This is a genomic window from Bradyrhizobium sp. JR4.3 (genome assembly GCF_040547695.1).
Taxonomy (GTDB): Bacteria; Pseudomonadota; Alphaproteobacteria; order Rhizobiales; family Xanthobacteraceae; genus Bradyrhizobium; species Bradyrhizobium canariense.
In genome coordinates this window covers 16,153-34,304 of record NZ_JBEPQF010000015.1, presented here as the reverse complement: position 1 = coordinate 34,304, position 18,152 = coordinate 16,153, and the positions used below count along the sequence as shown (strand labels likewise).

Annotated in this window: 15 protein-coding genes and 4 pseudogenes; 5 read left to right on the top strand and 14 right to left on the bottom strand. The window is 60.1% G+C overall.

What is annotated here, in order from left to right; genetic code table 11:
- Positions 1-16 precede the first annotated feature (16 nt).
- On the top strand, positions 17-640 hold the full coding sequence (locus ABIB91_RS23010; protein WP_009859334.1) for a hydrolase: 624 nt from the start codon (positions 17-19) through the stop codon (positions 638-640).
- A gap of 499 nt (positions 641-1,139) precedes the next feature.
- Here the strand turns inward: ABIB91_RS23010 and ABIB91_RS23005 are convergent, their stop codons facing one another.
- The 4 genes from ABIB91_RS23005 to ABIB91_RS22990 all read right to left on the bottom strand — a co-directional run bounded on the left by ABIB91_RS23005 (position 1,140) and on the right by ABIB91_RS22990 (position 5,626).
- Positions 1,140-2,009 carry a COG3904 family protein gene (locus tag ABIB91_RS23005; protein WP_502917012.1) on the bottom strand — a complete coding sequence of 290 codons (870 nt, stop codon included), beginning with the start codon at positions 2,007-2,009 and terminating at the stop codon, positions 1,140-1,142.
- 106 nt (positions 2,010-2,115) lie between these two features.
- Complete coding sequence (locus ABIB91_RS23000; protein WP_354167031.1) at positions 2,116-2,403, bottom strand: hypothetical protein; 288 nt, start codon at positions 2,401-2,403, stop codon at positions 2,116-2,118.
- A 1,253-nt stretch (positions 2,404-3,656) separates the two neighbouring features.
- A complete protein-coding gene (gene gorA / locus ABIB91_RS22995) occupies positions 3,657-5,132 on the bottom strand; it encodes a glutathione-disulfide reductase (RefSeq protein ID WP_354167028.1) in 1,476 nt (491 codons plus the stop codon).
- A gap of 116 nt (positions 5,133-5,248) precedes the next feature.
- Positions 5,249-5,626: a c-type cytochrome gene (locus ABIB91_RS22990; RefSeq protein ID WP_049824144.1), complete on the bottom strand. Its 378-nt coding sequence runs from the start codon at positions 5,624-5,626 to the stop codon at positions 5,249-5,251.
- A gap of 762 nt (positions 5,627-6,388) precedes the next feature.
- Between ABIB91_RS22990 and ABIB91_RS22985 the strand changes: the two genes are divergently transcribed.
- Complete coding sequence (locus ABIB91_RS22985; RefSeq protein WP_035992154.1) at positions 6,389-6,583, top strand: hypothetical protein; 195 nt, start codon at positions 6,389-6,391, stop codon at positions 6,581-6,583.
- Between the two features lie 605 nt (positions 6,584-7,188).
- On the opposite strand, the pseudogene ABIB91_RS22980 reads toward ABIB91_RS22985, so the two are convergent.
- The 7 genes and pseudogenes from ABIB91_RS22980 to ABIB91_RS22950 all read right to left on the bottom strand — a co-directional run bounded on the left by ABIB91_RS22980 (position 7,189) and on the right by ABIB91_RS22950 (position 14,663).
- Positions 7,189-7,608 (bottom strand): annotated as a pseudogene (locus ABIB91_RS22980) (cupin domain-containing protein).
- Positions 7,609-8,267: 659 nt separating this feature from the next.
- On the bottom strand, positions 8,268-9,185 hold the full coding sequence (locus tag ABIB91_RS22975) for an NADP-dependent oxidoreductase (RefSeq protein WP_354167024.1): 918 nt from the start codon (positions 9,183-9,185) through the stop codon (positions 8,268-8,270).
- Between the two features lie 145 nt (positions 9,186-9,330).
- A complete protein-coding gene (locus ABIB91_RS22970; protein ID WP_354167020.1) occupies positions 9,331-10,653 on the bottom strand; it encodes an MFS transporter in 1,323 nt (440 codons plus the stop codon).
- 1,084 nt (positions 10,654-11,737) lie between these two features.
- Positions 11,738-12,367: a lysozyme family protein gene (locus tag ABIB91_RS22965; protein ID WP_354167017.1), complete on the bottom strand. Its 630-nt coding sequence runs from the start codon at positions 12,365-12,367 to the stop codon at positions 11,738-11,740.
- A gap of 143 nt (positions 12,368-12,510) precedes the next feature.
- The gene (locus ABIB91_RS22960) at positions 12,511-12,915 is read right to left on the bottom strand and encodes a hypothetical protein (RefSeq protein WP_354167347.1); all 405 of its coding nucleotides are present in this window, start codon (positions 12,913-12,915) and stop codon (positions 12,511-12,513) included.
- A gap of 980 nt (positions 12,916-13,895) precedes the next feature.
- Positions 13,896-14,105, bottom strand: coding sequence for a hypothetical protein (locus tag ABIB91_RS22955; RefSeq protein ID WP_354167015.1), 210 nt, complete (start codon positions 14,103-14,105; stop codon positions 13,896-13,898).
- Between the two features lie 363 nt (positions 14,106-14,468).
- Positions 14,469-14,663, bottom strand: coding sequence for a hypothetical protein (locus ABIB91_RS22950; protein ID WP_354167012.1), 195 nt, complete (start codon positions 14,661-14,663; stop codon positions 14,469-14,471).
- A 301-nt stretch (positions 14,664-14,964) separates the two neighbouring features.
- Between ABIB91_RS22950 and ABIB91_RS22945 the strand changes: the two are divergent.
- Positions 14,965-15,066, top strand: a pseudogene (locus ABIB91_RS22945) (LuxR C-terminal-related transcriptional regulator); the annotation flags it as partial.
- A gap of 137 nt (positions 15,067-15,203) precedes the next feature.
- Here the strand turns inward: ABIB91_RS22945 and ABIB91_RS22940 are convergent.
- Both ABIB91_RS22940 and ABIB91_RS22935 read right to left on the bottom strand, forming a co-directional pair.
- Positions 15,204-15,968 (bottom strand): outer membrane protein, encoded by a 765-nt coding sequence (locus ABIB91_RS22940; protein WP_354167009.1) that lies wholly within the window; start codon positions 15,966-15,968, stop codon positions 15,204-15,206.
- Positions 15,969-16,267: 299 nt separating this feature from the next.
- Positions 16,268-16,702: a hypothetical protein gene (locus ABIB91_RS22935; protein ID WP_354167006.1), complete on the bottom strand. Its 435-nt coding sequence runs from the start codon at positions 16,700-16,702 to the stop codon at positions 16,268-16,270.
- 290 nt (positions 16,703-16,992) lie between these two features.
- Between ABIB91_RS22935 and ABIB91_RS22930 the strand changes: the two are divergent.
- Both ABIB91_RS22930 and ABIB91_RS22925 read left to right on the top strand, forming a co-directional pair.
- A pseudogene (locus tag ABIB91_RS22930) lies at positions 16,993-17,226 on the top strand (FixH family protein); the annotation flags it as partial.
- A pseudogene (locus tag ABIB91_RS22925) lies at positions 17,223-17,593 on the top strand (efflux RND transporter periplasmic adaptor subunit); the annotation flags it as partial. The pseudogenes ABIB91_RS22930 and ABIB91_RS22925, both read left to right, overlap by 4 nt.
- 97 nt (positions 17,594-17,690) lie before the next feature.
- Here ABIB91_RS22925 and ABIB91_RS22920 read toward each other — a convergent pair.
- Positions 17,691-18,104: an MAPEG family protein gene (locus tag ABIB91_RS22920; protein ID WP_354167003.1), complete on the bottom strand. Its 414-nt coding sequence runs from the start codon at positions 18,102-18,104 to the stop codon at positions 17,691-17,693.
- Between the last annotated feature and the right edge of the window lie 48 nt (positions 18,105-18,152).

Genomic DNA, 18,152 nt, shown 5'->3' with positions numbered 1-18,152 from the left:
AGGACCTGAAACGGCGATGTCCGACATCCTGATCAAGCCGAAGGATTGCACCTTGGTGCTGGTCGATCAGCAAGCCGGGCTTGCTTTCGGCGTCGGGTCGATCGATCGCCAAACGCTTCTGAACAACGTGATCGCTCTAGCGCGCACTGCCACCGTTTTCGGCATGCCGATCGTGGCTTCCACGTCCGCCACAAAGGTCTACAGCGGTCCTCTGATGCCAGCGATCCACGCTGCGATTCCTGAAGTAGTCGCGATCGAGCGCCGCAACATGAACATGTGGGAGGACCACGCTGCGCGCGCTGCTATCGTGGCGACGGGACGACGGAAGCTGATCTTTTCGGGGCTGTTGACGGAAGCGTGTGTGACTTTTCCGGTGCTCTCCGCTCGCGCGGAGGGGTATGAGGTGCACGTCGTCGGCGACGCTTGCGGCGGGCTCACTCCGGTCAGTCACGATCTGTCGATGCGACGGATGGAAGCGGCGGGCGCAAAGCCGACGTCGTGGATCCAGGTCCTTCTGGAACTCCAGCGCGACTGGACCCGGCACGAGACCTATGACGGAGCGCGAGCAATCGTGGAGGCTCACGGCGGCGGATACGGTATCGGTTTGGCCTATGCACGGGATATGATCAAGCCTACGTAAGAAATGCGCCGATTATCCATCGGCCTGCGCCACGAGCCTGGGCTGCCGCCCACGCCGCGCGAGAGAGCGCGCGTGAATTAATCTTGATCCTCGAAGCCGCAAAACAGCGCAACCAGCAAGAGAACCTTGCTGGCGAGATCAACCGCTTGGCTGCCTCGATCTTCAAGTCGGAAAGAAGCTTCTTGTGAGCCACACTGTTGGGGAGACCCTGAGCAGGTCTCGAAAGTTGCAATGCGGATACCAACCCTTCGGCTAATTGGGGAGGGCTGCTGCCGCGAAGCAATCGGCATGTGCACCCGCTTAATTCGCCGCGGTAATGGGCACGGCACGTCGGAAACGTTGTTCGGGTAATCGGGGGGATCTGTTGATATGAGCGCTAAGGTCGACGTCCAGCGAGCCGCTCACACGACCGAGACTGTTTCGGAAATCTAGCGTGAATATTTCGTTCGCTTGGTTGGCTTTGCTGGAATTCCTCAATCGGTCCTCAACATGGTACCCGCTAGTCCTGCCCAAGCGGGCCCACAGCGCTCACGCTGCCCGCGGGCCCCATAGCTTCAGCCGACTTGGTCGATATTGCCGGCTCTGGATTTGTCTTGGTCGCGACCGCGCTGCTTACGAAGCGCCCCCGCACCGGTTTGCGCGTCAGCTCGACCACCGCTGCCTTGTTGCCCGGCTGATCAAGCATACGGGTCGTGACCAGCCCGGTGAGCCGCAACTCCTCCTGCGACAGTTCATGCAGATCTTCCCAGGGCGGCACGTTCAGCGACAGCGACAACAAATCACCCGCGCCGCCCATGTCGAAAGTGTATTTCGCGAGACGACCGATATCGCGTTCCACGATCATCAGATCATCCGCGCTGTAGGTCGCGGCTTTGGCATCATTGGCGCGGTCACCGATCCAGATCTGATGCACCCGAACATGGGCAGTCTCGGGCACGAAACGCGTCTTGCCCGAGAGCAGCAGGAACACGCACATCGATTCGCAATAAGCCACGGGAGCCTTGTCGGAAGGAGCGCTCTGTGCAGTGTTGGTCTGAACGCTGACGCCAACGGTGGTCAGCGCCCCCAGATCGCGCCAGCGCCGCCCGAGCGCGATCGCTTCATTGACCGCACCGCCGCTGGAATCCAGCACGATGGTCGCGCCGTCAAGCTGTCGACCTAGCGCGAATTCGTCGAAAACCCTCGGAGTATCGGCGGTCACGATGCCGACCGCGCTGACCCAACCTCGGCAATTCGGCTGGCAAGCAATCCAGCTAAACTTCATCGGCAATTTTCGCAATTCGAGGGTGACCCCGGCACCCGCCGAACCAGCCGGCGTCGTCGCCGGGCCGAGCAATGCGATGCAAATGGCGGCGACGCCGTGCCGCATCCAGCCTCGAGTTGCCACCCAACTATTACGGGCAGAGGTTACAATACATGTCGCCAGATTAATCGAGAGCGAGACGGCAAACAGGATACCCCATAGGACGAACATGTTAGAACCTTGGCCGGGTTATCGAGCCGGGTTTGCCGCGTCGCAGGGGGGGTATGTACACCGGCGGCGGCTGGTGCTGCCCGGGCAGCGGCACGGCTTCAGAATCTACTAGCCAGGCCTGATGGTTGGTGCGCCGTTTAAGGCCGAGGCCGCGCATGTAGTGCAGCCCGGGCCGGTAACAGTCGCGCACGTCCATGAACAGATTGCGAACGACCTCGGCGACGTCGGAGGCTGACTTAGCCGTCTTGAGGACAAAACCAAACAACGCGGCGTCATCTATGATTGTCATGGGTGAACTCTTGGCCATCGTCTTGCGGTTCGATAAATCGGTGCGGCTGTACCCCAAGCGTAGTCACAAGGAGATTGCCAACACCATTGCACAGAAGGTTGATCCGTGTGGTACTTCGGCTGAGAAGAGCATACCTAAGTGTAGGAGATGCGCTGGCACGTCCTACCTCGGCCGAGGGAAATCGGTCGATCAGCCGGATGACGCTGTTGAAGTAGGATGATTAATCAGAGGGCCGCGCGCCGCATAGAGTGATGAGTTAGCGATCGCCGCAGCTTGGCGGGCCGTGGACTGATGCTTGATGTACGTGAGCTTGCCACAACCGAGTTAACGCAAGGCCTTCGCAATCGCGTAGCGACGGACCCATTCTGTGCTCCGTTTGCTCGGGCTAGCTAGCCGGGAGATGCGGGTTTGCAATGCAAATACTTCGCTTTCGTCGACGACATTGGCTTCAATCATCGTGGGCTGGCCGTTGTGGCGCCCGCTATCGGCCCGGCATACAACACCGAATGCGACCAGATAGGTTGATCGAGATAATTGATCCCGACGGAATATACCCATTACCTTCGACCAGCGGGACGTCACCAGGTCAAACCCTGTTGAGTAAGCCCCTCGCGCGCATCTTCAAGATGAGCGGCTGATGGGAATGTCGCAGCTGCCCGGCAGCTGCCTTACACACTAGGGGCAGGCGGCTTTCGAACCTCAGTGTCGCAGTGTCAGGCGACCTGCTCGATCACGAGTCCCCTTCCGTTGAACGAGCTCGCGGCGCCGGTGCCGCGCCAGCTCAGCAAGACTCTCGGTGGAGGTAGTAAAATGTCGATCGAGACGAAAACCTTGCTCCTTTCCCACCAAGGGTTCGGTGTCGACGATGGCGGGCACCTTGCGTCGGAGGTTGACGGTGCGAATTGACAGCGGTGTTGCTCGCCCCTGCTCGTGTCGACTTCGATAGGAGCCCATACGTTATCGCCACTGCTCCACGACTTTGGCTGATTGGGCGTCGTGTGGAAATGGAAGAACTCATCGCGCTCACCTTTAGGATTGCGGACTGTTGGCACGCAAGCGCAAACACGCGGCGAGTCGTGGGGCAGGTGGTTCAGGCATCCTGCGCGACACTGCTTGCGCACTCCTCACTGGCGCGGGTGGCGCTATCGATTTTATTCCGTCTGTATGAGGCCTGCAGCATTTAGTCTAGATTAGTGAGCTGCTCGAAGGTCCGCGGCTTTCCGAGCGGGCCTTCCGAATACGCGCCGCTGGCATCAGACGGCAGCGCTTGGGACGAGCGGTGTCGACGCGTCGCGCCGATCGTACCGCACCGTCGGACTCCGCATTGCGACGATCTCCTCACCTACCGTCGGGTGCACGGCCATAACTGACGCGAAGTCTTTCATGGTAACTCCGCTGCGGATCGCTATGGCGAGCACCTGGATCATCTCGCTGGCCTCTTCGGCGACGATATGGACCCCGAGGATCCGGTCTGTTGCGCAATCCACAACGACCTTCAGAAGCGCGGTCTCGCAATCGCCCGTCACGGCGGCCTTCAGTGGCCGAAAGCGAACCTTGTAGACGTCGACGGCAGGGTACTGCGCCCTCGCCTCCAGCTCCGTCAGGCCAACGGAGCCGATCTCCGGGCTGGAGAAGACCGCGGTCGGCACATTGGAATAGTCGACCTGCCACGCTTTCTTGCCGAACAGGCTGTCGGCGAACGCGTGCCCCTCGCGAATCGCGACGGGCGTCAGGTTGAACTGGTTCGACACGTCACCCACAGCGTAGATGCTCGGAATATTCGTGCGGGAGCTCGCGTCGACAATGATAGCGCCGTCTGCCCCAGTCTTGACCCCGGCGCGGTCGAGCCCGAGCGCGGTCGTGTTCGGCGTGCGGCCGATGACGAGCAGCACCTGGTCGGCCATCAACCTTCCGCCCTGTTCAGTCGTAACGTCGATCCTTCCTGCATGGTCGCCGTCGCGGACGTCCCCGTCCCGCCGTTCGAGGCGGCGGATGCTGTCGCTAAACATCAGCTTAATGCCACGGTTCGTGTAGGACCCAGCGATCGCCTGGCGCACGTCCTCGTCAAAGCCGCGCAAGACATTGCTTCCGCGGCAGACGACAGTGACGTCGCTTCCCAGCGCGGCAAACAGGCCAGCGAACTCCATTGCGATGTATCCGGCGCCGCCGATCACAAGTTTTCTCGGGAATGTCTTCAAGTCGAAAACGGCATCCGAGGTGATGCCGAGCTCGATGCCGTCGAAGCGAGGCAATTCGGGCCGTGCGCCTGTCGCTATCAGGATCGTGCGTGCCCGTACGCGACGGCCGTTTTTGAGGAGGCGCACCGTATTTGCGTCCTCGAGCACGGCGCGAGACCTCACCACCTCGACGCCTGCACTTTCCTGACCGGTGCCGTAGAGCCCTTCCAGGCGTGTGATCTCGCGGTCCTTAGCGGCAATCAATGACGGCCAGTCGAAATGTGGGACCGACAAGCGCCAGCCGAATCCTGCGGCCTCCTCGAACGTGCCGCTGAAACGGCTCGCGTAGACGAACAGTTTTTTTGGTACGCAGCCGCGGATGACACACGTTCCTCCCAGCCGGTACTCCTCCGCGAGCATTACTCTCGCGAAATGTCCCGACGCGACGCGCGCAGCGCGGATCCCTCCTGACCCACCACCAATCACGAACAAATCGACATCGGACTCCGCTTCCCGAGAAGGCTCTGAAACCTCGGCGGCTTGTCTCGACACGCCTGGGGGCTCCTGAAATGCTTCTGTATCGCTCAACTCAGGAATCTTTTCTGTGCGGGACCGGAATGCTCTCATGTCCGCGCAGGCGCATTGCTGACGCTTGTTTCCAGAAGCTGCTACTTCAACGTAGCAAGATAGGCAACCAGGTCTGCCCGGTCCCTCGATTCCTTCAGCCCCGCGTAGGGCATCCTGTTTCCGGGAACCACCTTCTGTGGCGATTCCAGATATGCATCGAGGATCTTTGCCTCCCAAACGATGCCGGAATTCTTGATAGCGTCACTGTAGCTGAAGCCGGGAACCGTACCTGCCGTTCTGCCTATGATTCCTTCCAGGCCCGGCCCGATGCGATTATCATGATCCGTGGCATGGCACGCAGCGCAGGCTTTGAAGATCGCTTTGCCGTGCTCGGCGTCCTGTGCGTAGCCGGGATTCGCTGTTGCTCCCGCAAGTACGAGCACCGCAATAAACGCGCCGATCTTTCCTGCGCTTTCCATTGGCAACATCCTTCCTTGGATCGGGTTCAGAAGTAGCACGGCAGCGCAATGTAGTTGTCGCCTGCTTCGGTGATAGGCGGCGATTCTTGCTACAGCGGACGAAATTGGAAATTCCATTTGGATATGCATTCGATAGGCGAGAGATATCGTCGGCCAAGAGCGCTATGCGCGCCGGCGTCCGGCGAGTGTGGTACTGCACTCGGGATGTCGGGCGGTGTATGAGGACATGAAAGAGCACTTCGCGATGACTCAATGTCGGGTCGCAACGCCAGGACAACACTATGCGTCGCGCCCCGATCCGTGCCCCGGCCGGATAGCTCTTGCGGCGTCCTGTCGAGCGGGTGACGCGGCTCCTAGTTCGTGACTGCGAGCGCGCCGTCGTCCCGGGGCATTTCAAGCCGGCTCGTTGTACGTCTCGTCCGAGCACCCTAAGCTTTCGTATCATCGCAACGCCCTGTTTGGACTTCCCCAGCTCAACCTGTGCTCAATTGATCCGTTAGTGGCGATCCTCTTAGTGTTGGAGCATCCGACTTGCACACAGGCTAAGGGGAAGACAATGCCTTACCGCTTCGAACGTCTTGGGTCTGACAAGGGCAGGCAACGCGCAGTCTGTGAGGGCGACTTTGGTCTCGTCCGGCATTATTCATGGCGAACGCCGCTTTGCTCTAAGAAGTGCATCGATCGCTTCAAGGCACACCAGAGTGACCACAATGGGTTCCTGATCGCTTTCGACCAAACGCCCGAAGACCGCACGAGCGCGTCATGAGGAATCAGATTTCACGACGAGGCAAGGAATGCTTGAAGGCAGCGCAGACTTTGCTGCGCACTGCCGAAACCATCACTGACCAAGCGGTTGCGATTCAGCTTAAGGCTCTTGCCGACTACTACGAGCGGCGAGCCGAGAAGGCTTCGCTCGACGATGCAGCTAAGGCATTAGCTCGATCCGCAGACCGCTGAATACGACGAGCATACATGAGCTGACGGGCAGCCTCCCCAGCGGCGATCTCGCCCACGGGATCGCAGTTCAGCCGCAAGCCGAGCGTGGGGCCACGCGAACAGCACATCGCGAAACAACACCTTGGAGGGATGCCGCGTTTTTCCAGCGCGAGGTAGCTGCGGCAAACGATCATCTTCGTCACGGGTTGCGGCGACATCCCGACGTCTGCACACAATGAACCCGGGGGAGAACGCCCGGGTTTGCGGCGGACCCCACGTTAGACGGATGGTAACGCCGCTCGCGCGTTATCGTGCCCCTGCTTTCCCCGCCCACGATCGCACGGATCGACGCCGACGGCAGAGCAGGCGCGTATGCTCCCGAGCGCACCAACTTGACCGAACTAACACCCGCTTCGTTGCAACAGCGGTCCCGTCGCCGGGCTTTTATACCCTCGTTACGACCAGCACGAGGCTTCAAAGCCGAGGTCAACGAACGACCGCTGCATGCGTCGTCCCGGCGGAGTGCTACGCGACTCCTGGCCCCAGGGTTGCCCTGCCCTTTTGGAGGGCCGGTCTTGCACGCTGCGAGCCTCGATCCTTAGGCGCTGCCGAGTGCGTATCAAGCGTTATTTGATGGGAGTGGTGAGCGCTTTGTCATTGGTGTCGAGGACGAAAACAGCGAGCAGCTTCGCCGGCTCGGTCGTGCTCGCGTTGCGGCTGATCGAATGGGTCACACCGGGCGGTTCGGACCAGCTCTCACCTGCCCGATAGATACGCATCTCGCCATCGTTCATCTTCGACACAATCGCGCCCGAAACCACCTAGGCGTAGATGAAGGCTGCGCTCGCGTGGGTGTGGGGCGCGGAGGCTGCGTTGGGTGCGTAGTCGACTTCCAAGGCGATCAGCGACTTGCCAGGTATGTTAGGAATTGCAGCCTCGAAGTTCTTCGTGACGGTTTGCGCTTCGGCATCACGGACGTACATGGGACCGGCCATCAAGATGGCGAGGGCGGCGCAGTTAGCGGCGATGATGGTTCGGATCTTCATGGGCTTTCTCGCTTTAGGTGTCGGTCGCTTTCGTTTATGCCATCATCTAGGTCCCGAGGGGTTTCACACCGTACTTAGGATAGTAGCTATTCCTGATTTCGTCCTGACTTCGAGGAGGGTGGGCAAAGACATGGGCTGGAGACAGCAACTGGGTGATAGAAGCTGTCTCGATTGTGACAACGTGATCAACAGGACATTCTTGGCCATTCGTCACGCGAACTGAGTTGGCGATCATCAAAGACTTGTCATGGTCAGGCGGCAGTATCAACGCACGGCCCTTGAATCGATAACTGCGCCTCTGGAAAGATGTCGACCACGTTAATTTCGATGGCGGGATTGCGTTTCAAGTTTAGTATGGTCCGGGGATGCGATATCGGAGTAGTAGAGAACGCCGTCTGTGACGGTCAGAGACGCCTCGGCGAACGATTGGGCGTTCGGTGCTCGTTGACTGTCGCGACGAACGACAGTATCGCCTGCTTGATGGTCGTCTCCACGTCGGCGATGATTTCAATCATAGACTCCTCGCTTCAATCTTTGGGAATCCTTCCTAGCGCGCGGTCCTCGCAGTACCGCCGCGGCGCGTGGAGCGCAGGCGGGCCAAAGGGGAGGGCGCCAACAATCCATTTGGGAGAGGGGAACCTTTCGCCTTTTCTGTTTCCTCACGGACGAACTCGGATGATGGTTTTCCCGCTGGTCCGCTTGGTCGAATTCAAAACGGCGACCGCATCCTCGATGGTCGCGATGTTGCCGATGTTTGTACGCAGTCGTCCGTCCCGCACCCGCTGGACGATCTCACCCAGTTGTCGGCGATCAGACACGAGGACAAAATCGATCGCCCGGCCGTCGGTGGGCCGCGCCTCGATCGGCCCGGCGATGGTTACCAGCGTTCCTCCGGCTTGAATCAGGTCCGCGGACCGCTTCGCGATGTCGCCACCGATGACATCGAAAACCAGATTGACTCTGCCGACGTCTTCGAGGACGTCGTTCTGGAGGTCGACGAACTCCTGCGCGCCGAAGTCGAGCGCCTTCTGGCGGTCGGCAGCGCGTCCGGTGCCGATGACGTAGGCGCCGGCCTCACGTGCGAGCTGCGCCACCATCGAACCGACTGCGCCGGCCGCGCCGTGCACGAGGACGCTCTGCCCCGCCCCAAGGCGGCCGTGCACGAACAGCCCCTGCCACGCGGTGAGGCCCGGCATCGCTACGGCCGCACCCACCGTGAAATCGACGTCGCCCGGAAGCGGCGCGAGGTTGCGTGCCTCCACGGCCACATACTCAGCCAAGGTCCCTCCGCGATACGAGTCCGACAGACCGAACACCCGTTGTCCCACCGACAGCCCGGTCGTGCCATAGCCGAGAGCGGTGACGACACCCGCCAGCTCCTGGCCGGGAATTGTCGGCGTCCGGTCACGGTCGAGGCGATCGGTCCAGGTCGAAGGCCATGTCAGCTCACCGGAGGTGAATCCCGACGCATGAACCTGAACGATGACCTCGTTTATCGCCGCGTGCGGCTCGGGCTGCTGCATCAGTTTCATCCCGGCCGTTCCCGCAGCCTGGTCAGTCACAACGATCGCCTGCATGATAATTTCTCTCCGATCATTTGTCTCTTTACTGGATGTGCTCCGGCGAGAACCTGAGCTCGCGCTCGGCGGTACGGTTCGCCGCTACACCGGGGCGCGGCGGAATTGCTGGTCGATTGTGGCCCGTCCCACTACGCAGCCTTCTTCACCGATCGTGACGGCAAGGCCAGCGACCATTCTCATGAGAGCGTTCGCTGTTTGATGAACCGGTCGCGTTCGAGCTGTCGCAGGTGCTGCTTCCCGTCATATCGGTATGCGGATTGCGTGCGCCGACGACAGTGAACAGAGTTGCGACGGCGGCAAGTCCGCCGTATCCGAGCGTGATCTGCGGTAGCGAGAACGTGTTCGAAAGTTGGCCGGAGACAAGGCTAGGGAAGGCGGCACCGCCGTAGCAGATAAGGTAGATCGCGCTGAAGATCGGCGCCCGTTCGGCTGGCGTGCTGCCATGCAGCAAGCCGCGGGCGGCGGCGCTAATGGCGATTCCCTGGCCGGCTCCGGCGACGATGGTTGCGATGATGAACAAAACCAGTGTGCTGGCGGTGACCGCCGTGCAGAGGCCGATCATTCCGGCCAGAAAAATGATCATACCGACGCGTTGGGCTTGCGCGGATGTGAACCGGGCCCCCATGGGAGCGCCGAGAACGCTCAGGATCATATAGCCGGCGAACACCAGTCCGAGTATGAGGGGGCTGCGGGTATGGAGTTGATCTTCGACTAGCGCGGGCACAAATGCTTGGTAGAAGCCCGCAGTTGCCCATGTGGCCAGGAACACCGCCGCCGCAACAGGGAGCAGGTGCCTGACCCGGGCGGGTACGCTGACCCGCGGTAGCAGTGATCGCCAAGCGCCTGGCGTCGGAGTTGCTGTTTCAGGGCTGATGGCAATGAGTCCGGCAGACAATAATAGGAAGCCGATGCAAACTAGGTATATGAGGTCGCGTGGCCAGGGACCGAACTGGACCAAGGCACCGGAGGCGATGACGCCGACGGTAAGGCCGAGCATCGGTCCCTGGCTGGAGGCGACGGACGCCAACCATTCCGGTCTACTGGGTGCGGCGTCGACGATGTAGGATGTCAGGCTGCTGCTGGCCGACCCGGTACCGAGACCCACGAGGAGGCGACCGACCAGCAGGGTAGCGATGTCGTGCACATTCAGCAAAAGCACGCAGCCCAGTAGTACCAGGCTGAGGCTAATGATCGCAGTGAGCCGGCGGCCCAGATGATTGGACAGTCGTCCCAGCCCCAAGAGTGCGGCGATGGTGCCGATGGCGTAGGCGACGACAGCGATCGAGATGCCGACATTCGTGAAGCCGTCCTCCGCCCGGTAGATGTTGTAAAGGGGAATCGGAGCGGCCGCCGCGGCAAACGAGACCACTAGCGAGACTACTGCGGATACGAATGCGAGCCGGAGCGTGCCGCCCCGGTGAGCCTGGTTGATCACTGGTGCCAGATGTTGCAGCGAGCCGTGCATCCGTTGTCTCCCGGAGATTCGGGCGCGCAGGTCCAAACTCTCCAATTAGGTATTTTCACCAACTGGCTTTAATCGTCGACGCCAGGCCGAAGAGCGGCTGCATGGGTGAGAGCTGCCGTGCCGCGCATATATCCGGCGGCCTTTCGAATTAGCCTCCCTCGAATATTGTCGATCAGGTAGCGCAATCGTCGATATCCGGCGCGGCGCATGATAAATCTCCGCCCCCGAGGTGCTTGCCGTCGTGACCTGTGCCACACAATTGAACGGTCCAGCACGATCGGGCAATATCGCCAGCAACTAACACACGTCGCGCCTTGGCCTTCACCATCAGACCGTGAGATCGCGCTCGAGTCGGGCGGCGATTTCGGTGTGATCAGTGATGGTTCCCTCTTACTCGCGATGAATACGGCCTCTGCGTCGTACGGGGGCATTATCGCGCTCATCTCACCGGAGTGAAATCGCTTGAGCAGCGGCGCGACAATGCCTTCGGGTTCAGTAGGGAGCGGATAGGAGCCGGACATCACGGATTCCTGCTTCGTGTTGACTGAAATGGTTGCCCTGGTGTTATTCGATTAATCCGCGGCGGTGAGTTGTTATTGGTCGCAGCGCGGAACGAAAGTTTCCAATACCCGATACGAATAGTTTTCATACCCGCGGGGAATTGTGCTGCGACAGTCCTCTCTTCTAGTCATAACCGAGGTACGTTGCGCAGCCGGCGACCGCGTCACGGCGCGCGGCGAGCGGCAATAACGATTGTCTAGCGATTCGACGGTGAATGGTGATCTCCTTCGGGGCCTGTACTTGGCTTCCAACGCTGGAGGAAACCAGCACACGCGTCGCACACATGACCGCAGTGTTGATCGACTTTGAACGACCGCTCGGATAACTCAATCGACATCGAGGCGACTCCATCCTGAATGACCACTTCGTCATCGTCTCTCCTCACTAACCCTGCTGCCGCGAGTGGCTTAGCTGCTCGACCGGAGCAGTATCGGTGTCTTTCCGGTCAGTCTGGGTGCTATTTTCGCGTCCGGATACGCAAACTGGTTTATGGCCGAGAGCTTCGCGACCCCGAAATCGCCAGTTACCTGAGCCGCTCTTGGCCAGGCCGAGTGCCCGCCGCCATTTTGCGATCGGCCCAGCTCTTGATATCGCCGACTGTCATCGCCTTGAGGAACGTATTGGCGTTGACCAGCTTTTCGCGTGTGGTCCGACCCGTCATGTCAGCGGCGGCCATAACTAAAGCAGCGTCGGCACTTTCTGCCCCGGATAATAGCGCCACGGCGCCCGCCGGTCCCGCGAAATGGGCAAGGTAGAGAGAACCGGCCGTCACGGGCAGACCGCGCTTGGTCAGCATCGCGGCATGTTCCTCGACCAGCCGTGCGGCAATGTCGCGCGTAAGCTCGGCATCTCCCCGCAGGTCCAAGACTCCCTTGTCGCTGCGGCCTTGGATCAGATCGCGTCGGTGCCTTCGAACGGCTTCGAGCCACGTATGATCGAGAAACTGGGCGGCGCCAGTGGCGCTCGACCGCTTGTTCTTTGCATTCGGGTCACCGTTGGACTCGGCTATTATAATGCGCTCGACCAATGCCTTCGCAGCCGCTCTGTCGATCGATTTCCCCTTCAATTGAACATCGCGAAAAAGGACGAAACTTACGACGAAAGCCAGGCCGATTGCCAGTCCAACAACGAGCGTGATGAATTCCGCGGACAACCACTTCCGCGCGGCGACAACGGATCCACGCTCGTCGGGGCGAGGCGGTCGGATTTCCTCGTCGCGGCGTGTTTGCTCTGACACATGCGGCGGGAGCCGCGGGTTGCCATCGGCTGTCGTCCCAACGTAGAGAAATCCGTGCTCTAGGTCTGGCATCGCGTCTGCAGGTTTAATGCTTTCAAAACGCCATCGAAGGCACCTGACAGGCACGGCTTTGCCTCCGCGATTGGTTTGGCGCGACTGGCGCCTGCGCTTGCCTTGGAAATTCCGTGCCGGGGCCGAGGTCTGGGCAGCATGATCGCGGATTTTCCGCTTGCGTTGCCTTTCTGCTCGACGATCTCCGAATGTGCTCGTGCAACGATCGCAATGTGGTCCGGCGGATGCGTCAGTTCGCTCGAGGAAAGCGGCTGCGGCGACGCTTCGAATTGCGGAATGTCGAACCGGTCTGCCTTGGTCAGTGTATCGTGTGAGGGACGTAATCCGACCGTTGCCAGAGCCGGCGGCTCGTTCACAGGGTCTGTGATGCGCGGCGGCGCCTCGAGCTTCATCACGGCGAGTGTACCGAGGCCAATTAGGAAGAGAGCTACTCTCATCTGATTTCACGCTCTCCGAACGAGAAACCTCACTCAAATCCTCTTAGAAATGAGCTCCAGAAATCAAGGACGGATTGCAAAGGTCCAATAAGGCCGCTTAGCGGCAGAGGTGAACCGGGAAGCGCTGCTATGGGAGAAGATCAAAGACAGGGTTAACGCGGATCATGCGAACTGGCCGAGTGAAGGGCATAGTCAACCCGATGAGGCGCCGGCGGCTTCTCACTTCGAAAATGTCACCGAACCCCAGCTCGACGCCGTCTCGTCCTCACTACGCCCTGGCAAGTTCGCGACTGCATTTTGCAGCGGGAGGTGTGCGTCTGTGAGTTGGTTCAAAACAGCAAGGGGGACGGCGGACGGACATACATTTCCGCCGTGGACGACTTCAGCAGCTTGGCAGCACGTGAGGGTGAGCTACGGAATCGTGAGCGATCACTGCAAACGGTCGGCAGGCTATCTGAGACTTCTAAGCGAGGCCGCCGGTCCACGCGGTGGAAAAGCACGAAGGCCGCAGCGAGGGAAAACTCGCTGCGGCCCGCGCGTGGTCAAAACGCCGGGTCACAATGGACAAGTAAAATATCGGGCCAGCCCCGGCGTCGAAGTTTTAGCGCAAAATTCGTCCGGATGGCGAAAATACTTCGCTGGAACCGAAATGTGGTTACTGGGCATTCAGTTCCGTTGTTGCAGGAGGGGCCGCTGGCTGCTGCGTCGACCTTCCACCCTGGGACATCACCGGCCTCGAGCGTTCACCTCCGTCGGAAAGCGCGCGGTCACGTTGGCGGTCAGATCCGAGCAAGCGGCGATCAGTCCCAACCAACCAAACAGACTTGCCCGTGGCATCGAAGCGCGGGCGTCGACAGTGGACGAAGCGCGATCGTGGCGGATTGGCTCCTGCCGATGTCATAGAGATTTGCAAATGGGGAACACCAGCCGCCGACCTACTTGACGTAGATCATTCGTTCCTTAGTGGCCCGCAGGCTGCGGATGTAATAGCCTTGTGCCTGAACGGCTGACTTGATTTCGTTGCTAACCTTGAGAACTCGTTTTCTGCTCTTGCGCCAGGTATGTGCAGAGTAAACCGCAGGTACGGCGGAGCCTGTACTTAGAACGAGCAAGCCGCGCTTGTCATTGCGATAGACGTCAAACATCGTTTGTCCCCGCTGACCATATTGAACTAAGAATGAAATATTTTTCGGTTGTCTCAATGACCGAGCTTAGTATTTCGGTCGGCTGTGCGGGTTGTAAATCTGCAACGCCAGCGACTTTCCTTCAGTTCGTTCCGGATACGGAACGAACTGAAGCAAGCCCCGGCCGCCGTCAAATTGCTGCGTATGCAATTACTTCAGTCACGATGTGTTTCGGATGCTGTTGATTGGGGGCGGAATCGAGCGGGAAGCGGCGGCCGCCGTCTTCACGGATTCGCCCCGTGTGGTTGCTCTTGCACGGCAGCGCCGACACGGCGATCTGCAGTGTCAAAGCGATACGATAGCGCGACCGGAAGGGGTGGATGGTCAGCCAAGGCACAACTGACCTTTCACATTCTCGTCTTGCATCACAATCCCGGCCAACTCTATCTCGTGCGGAACAAGCATTGCCCTAGGAGCGGGCTTGCCTTCATCGCGGATTCGAATGTCGATGTCGAAAGCATTCAACTCAAAAACCTTCTTTGTCATTTCCGCCAATGGTGGCGGGCCATAAGAATCCACCGGCTTCCGCAGACTCGAATACCAGGCAAATAGAACAAGTTTCCGTAATCTAGATTGTGGTCCGAATGCTGATGCGTAATGAAATGCTTTTTAATGCGTTTAGCCTAAGCGCAGCTTGCACGATCTATCGGGCAACGCCGTTGCCACAATCAATAACGTAAAGGGAGCCCCCGGCTACAATGGCATTTGAAGGTGCAGCTCGCCCAACCTGCAAGGGCGGACCGCCGGTGGTGCCCAACAACACAAGTTTCGTGCGGGCAGATTGTCCCGCCGCGAGCCTCGGTGCCAGCGCCGGTACGCGCGGACAATCAAGGCACATCGTCATCGAGTGACGGAGAAGATGAAAGTGCGGTCTCTGGCAGAGCTGGTCACCATAGCTCAGCGGCTCGGATTGCTTGCTTAACGAATGTGGCCGCGATGATTGATACGGTCGAACGTGCGCTTCCAACTCAGACACCGCGAGGTAGCAAAGGCCAAGAAAATCATAACCACAAAAAAGCCCCGGCGTGCCGGGGCTTTGGTTTACCAAGTCGGGTGCGATCAATATCTTGCCGCGACCGGTGCGCCGTATCCACCGAAGCGGTAGTTCAACCGAAGCGTGACCATATCCACATCTTGGCTGACGCCGCTGCCGGTGAGGACGAACCCTCCGGGAGTGACTACGCCTGCGAAGCCGGCATTATCACGGCCCATCCAGAGATGGTCGTATTCGATACCGAACGACCAATTGGGCGTGAAGCCGTACTCCCAGCCCACGCCAAGGGCGCCGCCCCAGCGCGTGTGGCCCGCCGATGCCAGGCCGACCCCGGTGACGTTGTTGAATATATCGAATCGGTTGCGCGTCACGGCGCCGCCGCCCTTCACGTAAAACAGCGAGGCATTCCACGCCCAGCCGAGCTGCGCCGTGAAGAGTCCGATGGCGTCAATCTTTCCTGTGGTCGAAATCAGCGGGTCGATCAGACTGACGCGCGTATTCTTGATTTCTGCCCAATCTCCCTGCGCTTCCAGGCCGAGCACAAACTGATTGGTTTGCCAGCGGTACCCGATCTGTCCGCCAGCGAGGCCGCCGGAGCGATCGGCGCAACCACCTGCGACCGTCCCTGCTGGCGTCACGAAATCCACACAGCCGTGGCTTTGTCCCCAACCGCCGTTGGCGCCGATGTAGAACCCGGTCCAATCATAGATCGGCGCGATCACCGGGGGCGGGGCCTTGACATAAGGTTTAGCAGCCAGATCAGCCGCTGATGCAGGTGCCGCCATGCTCACTGCCAGCAAAGCCACGCCACTTAACAAAAGCTTCTTCATTACTTGCGCTCCATCCACGTTTCAGCCCAAACGACGCCGGTTCTTTTGCTGTCCGGCATTCCAGCGTTAAGCTAGCTGATTCAATCAGCAGGCGGTGTGCCTAGGCTGCAACAACCGGGAAAATTCGGCAATACACGCGCTTCAGTTGTGTCAGCGCTATTGACCGATCAAACTAAAGGATCCAAGTCTTCGAGGCTGCTCCCGCGGTGTCGCCAGTTGGCCCAAACGCGAAGTGCACGATCTCCCCTAGTCGGATCGCGGGGGGAAAAGCGGACGTTGCACAGAATTCGCGGCCGGTCTTACTGCGCTAGAAATCCGACTGCGACAACCAGTGCCACCATGCTTCCGAGAATTAGCAGTGCCGGGAGGGATTTTCGGGTCATTGGCCTCGTCGTATGGCGCGCAGCCGATTGACCGTGTTGAGGTCCAAGCGGTCTCTGGGACCGCACGAGTTTGCCCTCTGTCGTAGGCGTCCGAGCCTTTGGTTCCGGAGCCGCGCCTACGCCTCCCATCTCGCTGTAATAAACGCTGTAGACCTCGCGAACGGCTAGAGCCGTGGACTCGGCCTCGCTCATTGTCTCGAGCCGAGTTTGATAATTTGTCAGAAAGCTTTGGGCGCTGGACGGCAGGTCATCGAAACCACCCAGCTTGGCCATCATGAGCCAGGTGGCAAAATCCGCCTCAGCCTTGGTGCGCGCTTTCTTGGCGATACCGGCGTTGGAGCTAGAGGACATGGTGCTCCGATTCGTTTGAACCCGGCCGCGAAGCTGTCCATCGACACCATCCGCGCAGCTGGGGCAGGCAATTGGCAATCCAATCACAGTACCGGGAGAGTTCAAACGCGAACCTTACCAACTAGTCGGCTCCTGGCCAGGTTGCGGCTGACTTGGCAGGGCTCACCTCTACTGATCCTTAACCGCGGTAGCTATCATAACTCGTGGTCTGCGGATATCTACTCCTCCAAACTGTGGGCGCTAAACCCTCGCGAAGACGTTCATCTTTCGCAAACCATGGGCGGCTCTAGACCGGCAAACCGGTGCCGGATGCGGTGATCTTCGCGAGCCGTTTGGACATGGCTCCGGACGGCATGCAGGAGATGGCGACCAAGGTCACGCCCATGCCGGGGACGGAGCCGGGCACGTACCGCTTCAAGGCGAGCTTCGGCATGGCGGGGCGGTGGCAGCTTTCGCTCGGAGCCAAGGTCCAGGGCGAGACCGGCACCGTCGAGAACAAGCTCGTCATCACGGCGCAGAAGTGACCCGGCCCGTCGCAGCAAGCCTGGCCGCCGCGTTGATCGCGGCGGCGGGCCTCGCATTCGTCGTCGCCGGCCCGCAGCGGCCGACGGCGCGAACCGCCGCCGTGATCGGCCCCGCTGCGGCCGAGGAGAGCGGCGCCCCGATCTACTACCAGGATCCGGACGGCAAGCCGTCGTACTCGCTGGTGCCGAGAAAGACCAGGGATGGCCGGGATTTCCGCGCCGTGCCGCCGGCGCCGACGTCAGCTTCGACGACGAGCAGGTGGCAGCCCCGCCGCCAGCGACACCGGCCGGCGCCTCCGGAGAGCGCAAGATCAAATACTACCGCAATCCCATGGGCCTGCCGGACACATCGCCGACGCCGAAGAAGGGATAGCGAGCCCAAGTTCAAGTCAGCCGCGTGCGCTGATGTTTTTCGGCTGCTCTTTTTTGCGCGGGCGGCTTCAGATCGGCTGGCGACGATCTCCTCAGTGCATGGCTGCCCAGCCGGTCACGGCAACAAGGATCACCGTGACCAGCGCACCGGACACGTAGAGGACCGTTCTTAAGCTGCCGCCTTTAGCTGCGTTGCCGCCGCGCAGGTAGATGGCGGTGTGAACAAGGCGGAGCGCAACATAGGTCCATACCAGCACCGCGAGCGTGCTTGGACCGACACCAACCATCATCGCCAGGACGGCCGGGACCACGAACGGTGACAGCGCCTCCACAGAATTCATGTGCACGCGGTCGATGCGATAGAGGAGGTTCGCATCGTCGGCCGGAAGCACTGGACCAGAGAGGGCCCCTGCACGTCCCTTGGAGTAGCCTGAATGGACCGCCAAAAGGATCGACACGAGACAGAGCGCGAGCACTCCGATAGTACTTAGGCTGTAAGCTTCCATGCTGGCCTCTATTGAACTTATCGCGTTGACGGCGGCCAGAAACAATCA

Excerpts from the sequence above, each read along its gene's own strand:
- ABIB91_RS23010 (WP_009859334.1), top strand. The coding sequence starts at position 17 with ATGTCCGACATCCTGATCAAGCCGAAGGATTGCACCTTGGTGCTGGTC.
- ABIB91_RS23005 (WP_502917012.1), bottom strand. The coding sequence starts at position 2,009 with ATGCGGCACGGCGTCGCCGCCATTTGCATCGCATTGCTCGGCCCGGCG.
- ABIB91_RS23000 (WP_354167031.1), bottom strand. The coding sequence starts at position 2,403 with ATGACAATCATAGATGACGCCGCGTTGTTTGGTTTTGTCCTCAAGACG.
- ABIB91_RS22990 (WP_049824144.1), bottom strand. The coding sequence starts at position 5,626 with ATGGAAAGCGCAGGAAAGATCGGCGCGTTTATTGCGGTGCTCGTACTT.
- ABIB91_RS22985 (WP_035992154.1), top strand. The coding sequence starts at position 6,389 with ATGAGGAATCAGATTTCACGACGAGGCAAGGAATGCTTGAAGGCAGCG.
- ABIB91_RS22975 (WP_354167024.1), bottom strand. The coding sequence starts at position 9,185 with ATGCAGGCGATCGTTGTGACTGACCAGGCTGCGGGAACGGCCGGGATG.
- ABIB91_RS22970 (WP_354167020.1), bottom strand. The coding sequence starts at position 10,653 with ATGCACGGCTCGCTGCAACATCTGGCACCAGTGATCAACCAGGCTCAC.
- ABIB91_RS22960 (WP_354167347.1), bottom strand. The coding sequence starts at position 12,915 with ATGAAGCTCGAGGCGCCGCCGCGCATCACAGACCCTGTGAACGAGCCG.
- ABIB91_RS22955 (WP_354167015.1), bottom strand. The coding sequence starts at position 14,105 with ATGTTTGACGTCTATCGCAATGACAAGCGCGGCTTGCTCGTTCTAAGT.
- ABIB91_RS22940 (WP_354167009.1), bottom strand. The coding sequence starts at position 15,968 with ATGAAGAAGCTTTTGTTAAGTGGCGTGGCTTTGCTGGCAGTGAGCATG.
- ABIB91_RS22935 (WP_354167006.1), bottom strand. The coding sequence starts at position 16,702 with ATGTCCTCTAGCTCCAACGCCGGTATCGCCAAGAAAGCGCGCACCAAG.
- ABIB91_RS22920 (WP_354167003.1), bottom strand. The coding sequence starts at position 18,104 with ATGGAAGCTTACAGCCTAAGTACTATCGGAGTGCTCGCGCTCTGTCTC.